The sequence below is a fragment of the Sulfitobacter sp. genome (genome assembly GCF_041552635.1).
Taxonomy (GTDB): Bacteria; Pseudomonadota; Alphaproteobacteria; order Rhodobacterales; family Rhodobacteraceae; genus Sulfitobacter.
Genome location: NZ_JBFEKM010000193.1, coordinates 1 through 6,677 on the forward strand (window position 1 = coordinate 1; position 6,677 = coordinate 6,677).

Genomic DNA, 6,677 nt, shown 5'->3' on the forward strand with positions numbered 1-6,677 from the left:
CATGGGCGATACGCTGTCATTCGCGTCCGAACTGCTGCTGGATGATGTCTACGAGCTGATGTACCTGTCGGACCAACACCGTTTGTCGATCCTGACGCCCGCGCCCGGTCACTTCAAAATCGCGCCCGATACGGAAATCGGGACGCCGGGGGCCACACTACATCTGGATTGCGCGCTGACCTTTATGACGCCGGATGGTCAAACCAGCGATGCCATTTTGCTGGTCGAAGTGGACGAAGACGGCAATACCGAAGACATCTTTGTGGTGCCGCTCAGCGGATACACCTCAAGCCTTGAATACAGGCTGGTAGGGATCGATACGACCTCGGCGCATCAAAAATTTGCGCAGGTCGCCTGCGTGTCCTTCACGCGCGGGACCCATATCACCATGGCATCGGGTGAGCAGCGCGCGATCGAAGACCTGAGCATCGGTGATCGTATCCTGACCCGCGACGACGGGGTACAAGCGATCCGCTGGATCGGCCACAGCACCGTGCGCGCTGTGGGTGAATTTGCCCCCATATGCATCAGCGCCGGCACCCTGAACAATGACCGCGACCTGATCGTCAGCCCCGACCACCGTTTGTTCATCTATCAACGCGAAGACCGCCTTGGCGCAGGTCGATCCGAGCTGCTGGTCAAGGTGCGCCATCTGGTCAACGGCGACACAGTGCGCATTCAGGACGGCGGGTTTGTCGATTATTTCCAGCTGCTGTTTGACGGCCACCAGATCATCTATGCCGAAGGGATCGCCGCTGAATCCATGTTGATCGACAGCCGCACCAAGGCCGTGCTGCCGCAAGCGCTGTCTGACGCTTTGGGCGATGTCATCCCTGGCCATTCCGATTTGCCGCATGCGGGGCTGGACGTCAGCGAACCTCTGCTGGACCGCCCCGACGCGGCAGAGCTATTGCGCAAATCCAGCATGCGGTAATCAGCCGAAAAACTCCTCGCGTACGATTTTGCCGTCCGCAACGTGGTAAATCGCGACTTCTTTCATCGCCATTTCCTTGCCGCTTTCCTTTTCGCGCGCCGCCACGTCAAAGATCACCGCAAACCGGTCATCGCCGTGCAACATCGGGTCGCTGACCTCTTGGCGTGTTACCTCCATCGCGCTGTCCCACCACGCGTGTTTGCCCTTGATGCCGTCCAAGCCGATGGTTTCACGCCCATTTCCATGGTCTGCCCCTTCGACGGACACGGCATTATGTGCATAAAGCTTGTCCAGGTTTTCAACCTCTCGCCCGTCGCGGCACCCTGCCACAAGTGCGTTTGCGATGTCTTTCAGTTCCATGTCGGTCGCTCCTTGATTGAAATGTCGCCATCAGGCTACTCTGCTTGACGCAAATTTTCATAGGACAATATGCAGACCCGCCGCCTTGCCCACACTTGCGCGTGTCAATGGGCATGGATATATGCCATTCCATGTTAGATACCCCCTCAAACCGCCCCGCATTGCCCGCCGAAATCGCCCGGCGTCGCACCTTTGCGATCATCTCGCACCCTGATGCGGGCAAAACCACGTTGACGGAAAAATTCCTGCTGTTCGGTGGGGCGATCCAGATGGCGGGCCAAGTGCGCGCCAAGGGCGAAGCGCGCCGCACGCGGTCGGACTTTATGGCGATGGAAAAGGATCGGGGCATTTCGGTTTCGGCATCCGCCATGTCGTTCGATTTCATGACAAAAGACACGAATTACCGGTTCAATCTGGTCGATACGCCGGGCCACTCCGACTTTTCGGAAGATACCTATCGCACGCTGACGGCCGTTGACGCCGCCGTGATGGTGATTGACGGCGCGAAAGGCGTGGAAAGCCAGACGCAAAAACTGTTCGAAGTGTGTCGCATGCGCGACCTGCCGATCCTGACGTTTTGTAACAAGATGGACCGCGAAAGCCGCGATGTGTTCGAGATCATCGACGAAATCCAGCAAAACCTTGCAATTGATGTGACCCCGGCAAGCTGGCCCATCGGCGTGGGCCGCGATTTCATCGGCTGCTATGACATCCTGCGCGACCGGCTGGAACTGATGGACCGCGCGGACCGCAACAAGGTGTCGGAAAGCATCGCCATCGAAGGGCTGGATGACCCCAAACTGGCCGAACATGTGCCTGCGAACCTGTTGGAAAAACTGCGCGAAGACCTTGAGATGGTGCGCGAGTTGATGCCGCCACTGGATGCAGCGCTGATGGCCGAAGGGTCACTGACACCGATCTGGTTCGGCTCTGCGATCAATTCGTTCGGCGTTAAGGAATTGATGAACGGCATCGCCACCTACGGCCCCGAACCGCAGATCCAAAAGGCCGAACCTCGCGAGATTCTGCCCGAAGAAAACAAGGTTTCCGGCTTTGTTTTCAAGGTGCAGGCCAATATGGACCCCAAGCACCGCGACCGCGTTGCCTTTGTGCGTCTGGCGTCTGGCCACTTTACCCGTGGCATGAAACTGACCCACGTGCGGTCCAAGAAATCGATGGCGGTGACCAACCCCGTGATGTTCCTTGCCGCTGACCGCGAACTGGCCGAAGAAGCGTGGGCTGGCGATATCATCGGCATTCCTAACCACGGACAGCTGCGCATCGGCGATACCCTGACCGAAGGCGAAGCGATCCGCGTGACCGGCATCCCGTCCTTTGCGCCTGAATTGCTGCAAGGCGTGCGCGCGGGCGATCCGTTGAAATCCAAGCACCTTGAAAAAGCGCTGATGCAATTCGCCGAAGAAGGGGCCGCCAAGGTTTTCAAACCCTCCATCGGGTCCGGTTTTGTTGTGGGCGTTGTAGGCCAGTTGCAGTTCGAGGTTCTGGCCAGCCGGATCGAATTGGAATACGGTCTGCCTGTGCGGTTCGAGCCATCGCAATTCACCTCGGCCCGCTGGGTGAACGGTGACCGCCAAGCCATTGATAAATTTACCGAAGCCAACAAGCAGCACATCGCGCACGACCATGACGGCGACATTGTTTACCTGACGCGGCTGCAATGGGACATCGACCGTGTTGATCGCGACTATCCCGATGTGCGCCTGACCGCGACCAAGGAAATGATGGTCTAGCTTTGGCTTGCCAGAGACCGTCCGACACAGCAAACTCGCCCCATGACTGACGTGACATGGGGTATCGCCTCGACCATTTTTGCGCCCGCGCGCGATGTCCTGCAATTCGCCGCCTACCATCTTGAGGCGGGGGCGCACCGCATTTACATCTATCTGGATGCCCCGAACCCTGAGGCGTTTGAACATCTGGACGCGCATCCGAAAATCCGCGTGACCACCTGCGATGCAAAATACTGGAAGCAGCGCAAGCGTGACCGCCCTGACACCCATCAAGTGCGCCAGACCGCGAATGCCACCCATGCCTATAACCGCCGCGCCGAGGTCGATTGGCTGATCCACATGGACGCTGATGAATTTCTGGTCGCTGACCAACCCATCGCGGATATTCTGGCTGAACGCCCCGCCGATCCCCCAGCCACGCGCATTCGCCCGATGGAGCAACTGTCAGGCACCCCGACTGCATTCAAAGGCTTCGTACCGAACGGCCCCGACCGCGCCCGCATTATTGCCGACCTCTACCCCACCTATGGCGCGTATCTGAAAGGCGGGTTTCTAAGCCATCTGGCTGGCAAGGTCTTCGTGCGCACAGGCCTGCCGCACATCCACGTGCGCATTCACAACGTGTTCCAAAACGGCGAAATGTTGACTTGTCACGACCGCCAGGCTGGTATTGATCTTGCCCATGCCCACGCCAAATCCTGGGACGACTGGATCGCCGCCTACCGCTACCGCGTGACCAAGGGCAGCTATCGCCCCGAACTTGGCCCCAACAAGCCCTATGAAAAAGGCGGGCTGTCCATGCACGACCTGTTCCAGATGATCGAAGCCGACGCAGGAGAGGCCGGTTTGCGTGCGTTTTTCGATGAAGTCTGCGCCGACACCCCGACCTTGCGCACCCGCCTTCAAGGGCATGGATTGCTCCACACTGCCGATCTGGCATTGGCGTCAAATCTGCACAGGCATTTCCCCGAATTCACAGGGCTTTAGCGCATCCATTTGACCTGAGCCGGAGTTCTTGTTAATGGATGCGGAACATGTCGCGGATATCGTCCGCCCCTTGGGCCATTCGGGCCGATATGAATGCTGCCGCGGGCCAATCATACGTCCGCTATGACCGGACACACATGATAAAATTTTCTGATCTTAATCTTAATCCTAAGGTACTTAAGGCCATCGACGAGGCCGGTTATGTATCACCGACACCGATCCAAGCCGGTGCAATCCCCCCTGCCCTCGAAGGCAAAGACGTTCTGGGAATCGCCCAGACCGGAACCGGAAAAACCGCCAGCTTTACCCTGCCGATGATCACCATGCTGGCACGTGGCCGCGCCCGCGCGCGCATGCCGCGCAGCCTTGTGCTGTGCCCGACACGGGAATTGGCCGCACAGGTTGCCGAAAACTTTGACACCTACACCAAGCACCTGAACCTGACCAAAGCGTTGCTGATCGGCGGCGTGTCGTTCGGTGAACAAGACAAGCTGATCGACAAGGGCGTCGACGTGCTGATCGCGACCCCCGGCCGTTTGATCGACCATTTCGAGCGCGGCAAACTGATCTTGTCCGACGTCAAGATCATGGTCGTGGACGAAGCCGACCGGATGCTGGACATGGGCTTTATCCCCGATATCGAACGCATCTTCCAGATGACGCCGTTCACCCGCCAGACGCTGTTCTTTTCGGCCACGATGGCCCCTGAAATCGAACGTATCACCAACACGTTCCTGTCCAACCCCGTGCGCGTCGAAGTTGCGCGTCAGGCCACCACAGGCGAAAACATCGAACAAGGCGTGTTGATGTTCAAAGCGTCCCGCAAGGATCGCGAAGCAACCGAGAAGCGCAAGGTTCTGCGCGCGCTGATCGACGCCGAAGGCGACAAATGCACCAACGCAATCATCTTTTGCAACCGCAAGATGGATGTGGACACGGTGTCCAAATCTTTGAAAAAATACGGCTATGACGCCGCGCCAATCCATGGCGATCTGGACCAAAGCCAACGCACAAAGACCCTTGAAGGATTCCGCAATGGCGACTTGCGCTTCCTTGTGGCCTCTGATGTGGCCGCGCGTGGTCTTGATGTGCCATCGGTCAGCCATGTCTATAACTTTGATGTGCCCAGCCACGCCGAAGACTATGTTCACCGCATTGGTCGCACAGGCCGCGCCGGACGCGATGGCAAGGCGATCATGATCTGTGTGCCACGCGACGAAAAGAATCTCGCCGATGTCGAACATCTGGTGCAGCGCGAAATTCCACGACTTGAAAATCCGCTTGGGGGGGCCGCCCCCGTGGAAGCCGCAAAAGAAGACCAAGCGACCAAAGGCGATGCAGCCCAAGACGCGCCCAAGGCAGAAAAGCCCAAGCGCAGCCGGTCGCGCAACCGCAAAAAGGATGACGCGCCCAAGGTTGATACGGCTGAACCCGTAGCCGCCGCCGAAGCGCCTCAGGCGAAAGAAACGCCCAAGCCCGAGCCCAAGCCCCAGCCCGCTGCCGAAGTGGCAAAGGCATCAGAGGACAAAGCGCAAGACGAACAGCCCCAGCAGAACCGCCGCAATGAGCGTGGCGGACGCGGGCGCAATGAAAATAACCGGTCCGATAGCAAACGCGGTAACAACAATCGCAATGACAACCGGAATGATAACAGGGTCGTAGGCCTTGGGGATCATACGCCCGAATTCATCGGCCTCAGCTTTGAAGAACGCCGCGACTGATCAGACGGTTGGATATGAAATACAAAAAGGGCGCGGAACATCGGTTCTGCGCCCTTTTTGTATGCTAGACTGCGATTTATGCCACCGATAGGCGCGCGAAACGAAAAACGCGCCGCCCTTGCCAGAGCGGCGCGTAATCAAGCATCACAATATCAGCGCTTAGCTAAGACGGCTGACCACGATTGTAACCTCGGGCTTTTTGCCAATCTCGTCATTTGCAGACTGACGCACAGTGCGCTTCAGCCCGTCATGCAGCTTGTCATCATCCCGCAAGGTCTTTGCATTCGCACGGCCCAGGAATTGCCCAAGATCCGCTTCCATAATCTCGACCAACGATGATTTCGACCGGCCCTGTTCGGGCAAGCCCATGGTGTCGACCCAAGGATCGCCCAACGCTTCGTCGTTTTCATCCATGATCACAGTCACAGTCACATGCCCGTTCAGCGCCATGCGGATACGGTCGCGTACAACCCCGTCCATCGCGCCGATCTGCGTCGACCCGTCCAGATAGGTGCGGCCGCTGTCTACATATTCAGCGACCTTGGGTTCATTGCCCGACAGGTCGATCATCATGCCGTTCACAGCCAGAACACCCTTCATCCCCTTGCCATTGGCGATCTTCACATGCTCGCGCAGGTGACGGTGTTCGCCGTGCATCGGGATCAGGATCTGCGGTTTGACCACATCATGCAGCGTTTCAAGATCGGGACGGTTGGCATGGCCAGACACGTGGTAAAGGCCCGAACTGTCATCGACAATATCAACACCCATTTCAGAGAACGCGTTGATCACCTTGATCACGCCACGCTCGTTGCCGGGAATGGTCTTGGACGAGAACAGGAACATATCCCCTTCCTTCATCTCAAGACCCATGTATTTGCCACGTGCCAGCTGCGCCGACGCCGCACGGCGTTCGCCCTGTGA

At 58.1% G+C, this 6,677-nt stretch carries 6 protein-coding genes; 4 read left to right on the forward strand and 2 right to left on the reverse strand.

Features of this window, described 5'->3' with window-relative positions:
• Nucleotides 1–934 (forward strand): Hint domain-containing protein (locus ABYT07_RS17835; protein WP_372993372.1); only part of this gene is annotated, 934 nt, incomplete at its 5' end.
• Here ABYT07_RS17835 and ABYT07_RS17840 read toward each other — a convergent pair.
• Nucleotides 935–1,294, reverse strand: a complete 360-nt coding sequence (locus ABYT07_RS17840) for a SnoaL-like domain-containing protein (protein ID WP_372993373.1) — start codon at nt 1,292–1,294, stop codon at nt 935–937.
• A 131-nt stretch (nt 1,295–1,425) separates the two neighbouring features.
• On the opposite strand from ABYT07_RS17840, the gene ABYT07_RS17845 reads away from it, so the two are divergent.
• The 3 genes from ABYT07_RS17845 (at nt 1,426) to ABYT07_RS17855 (ending at nt 5,753) form a co-directional block, all read left to right on the forward strand.
• Complete coding sequence (locus ABYT07_RS17845; protein ID WP_372993374.1) at nt 1,426–3,045, forward strand: peptide chain release factor 3; 1,620 nt, start codon at nt 1,426–1,428, stop codon at nt 3,043–3,045.
• Nucleotides 3,046–3,087: 42 nt separating this feature from the next.
• Nucleotides 3,088–4,032 carry a glycosyltransferase family 2 protein gene (locus tag ABYT07_RS17850; RefSeq protein ID WP_372993375.1) on the forward strand — a complete coding sequence of 315 codons (945 nt, stop codon included), beginning with the start codon at nt 3,088–3,090 and terminating at the stop codon, nt 4,030–4,032.
• Between the two features lie 137 nt (nt 4,033–4,169).
• Nucleotides 4,170–5,753 carry a DEAD/DEAH box helicase gene (locus tag ABYT07_RS17855; protein ID WP_372993377.1) on the forward strand — a complete coding sequence of 528 codons (1,584 nt, stop codon included), beginning with the start codon at nt 4,170–4,172 and terminating at the stop codon, nt 5,751–5,753.
• 159 nt (nt 5,754–5,912) lie between these two features.
• On the opposite strand, the gene ABYT07_RS17860 is transcribed toward ABYT07_RS17855, so the two are convergent.
• Nucleotides 5,913–6,677, reverse strand: a 765-nt coding sequence (locus ABYT07_RS17860; protein ID WP_372993376.1) for an MBL fold metallo-hydrolase RNA specificity domain-containing protein, incomplete at its 5' end; no start/stop codon positions are given.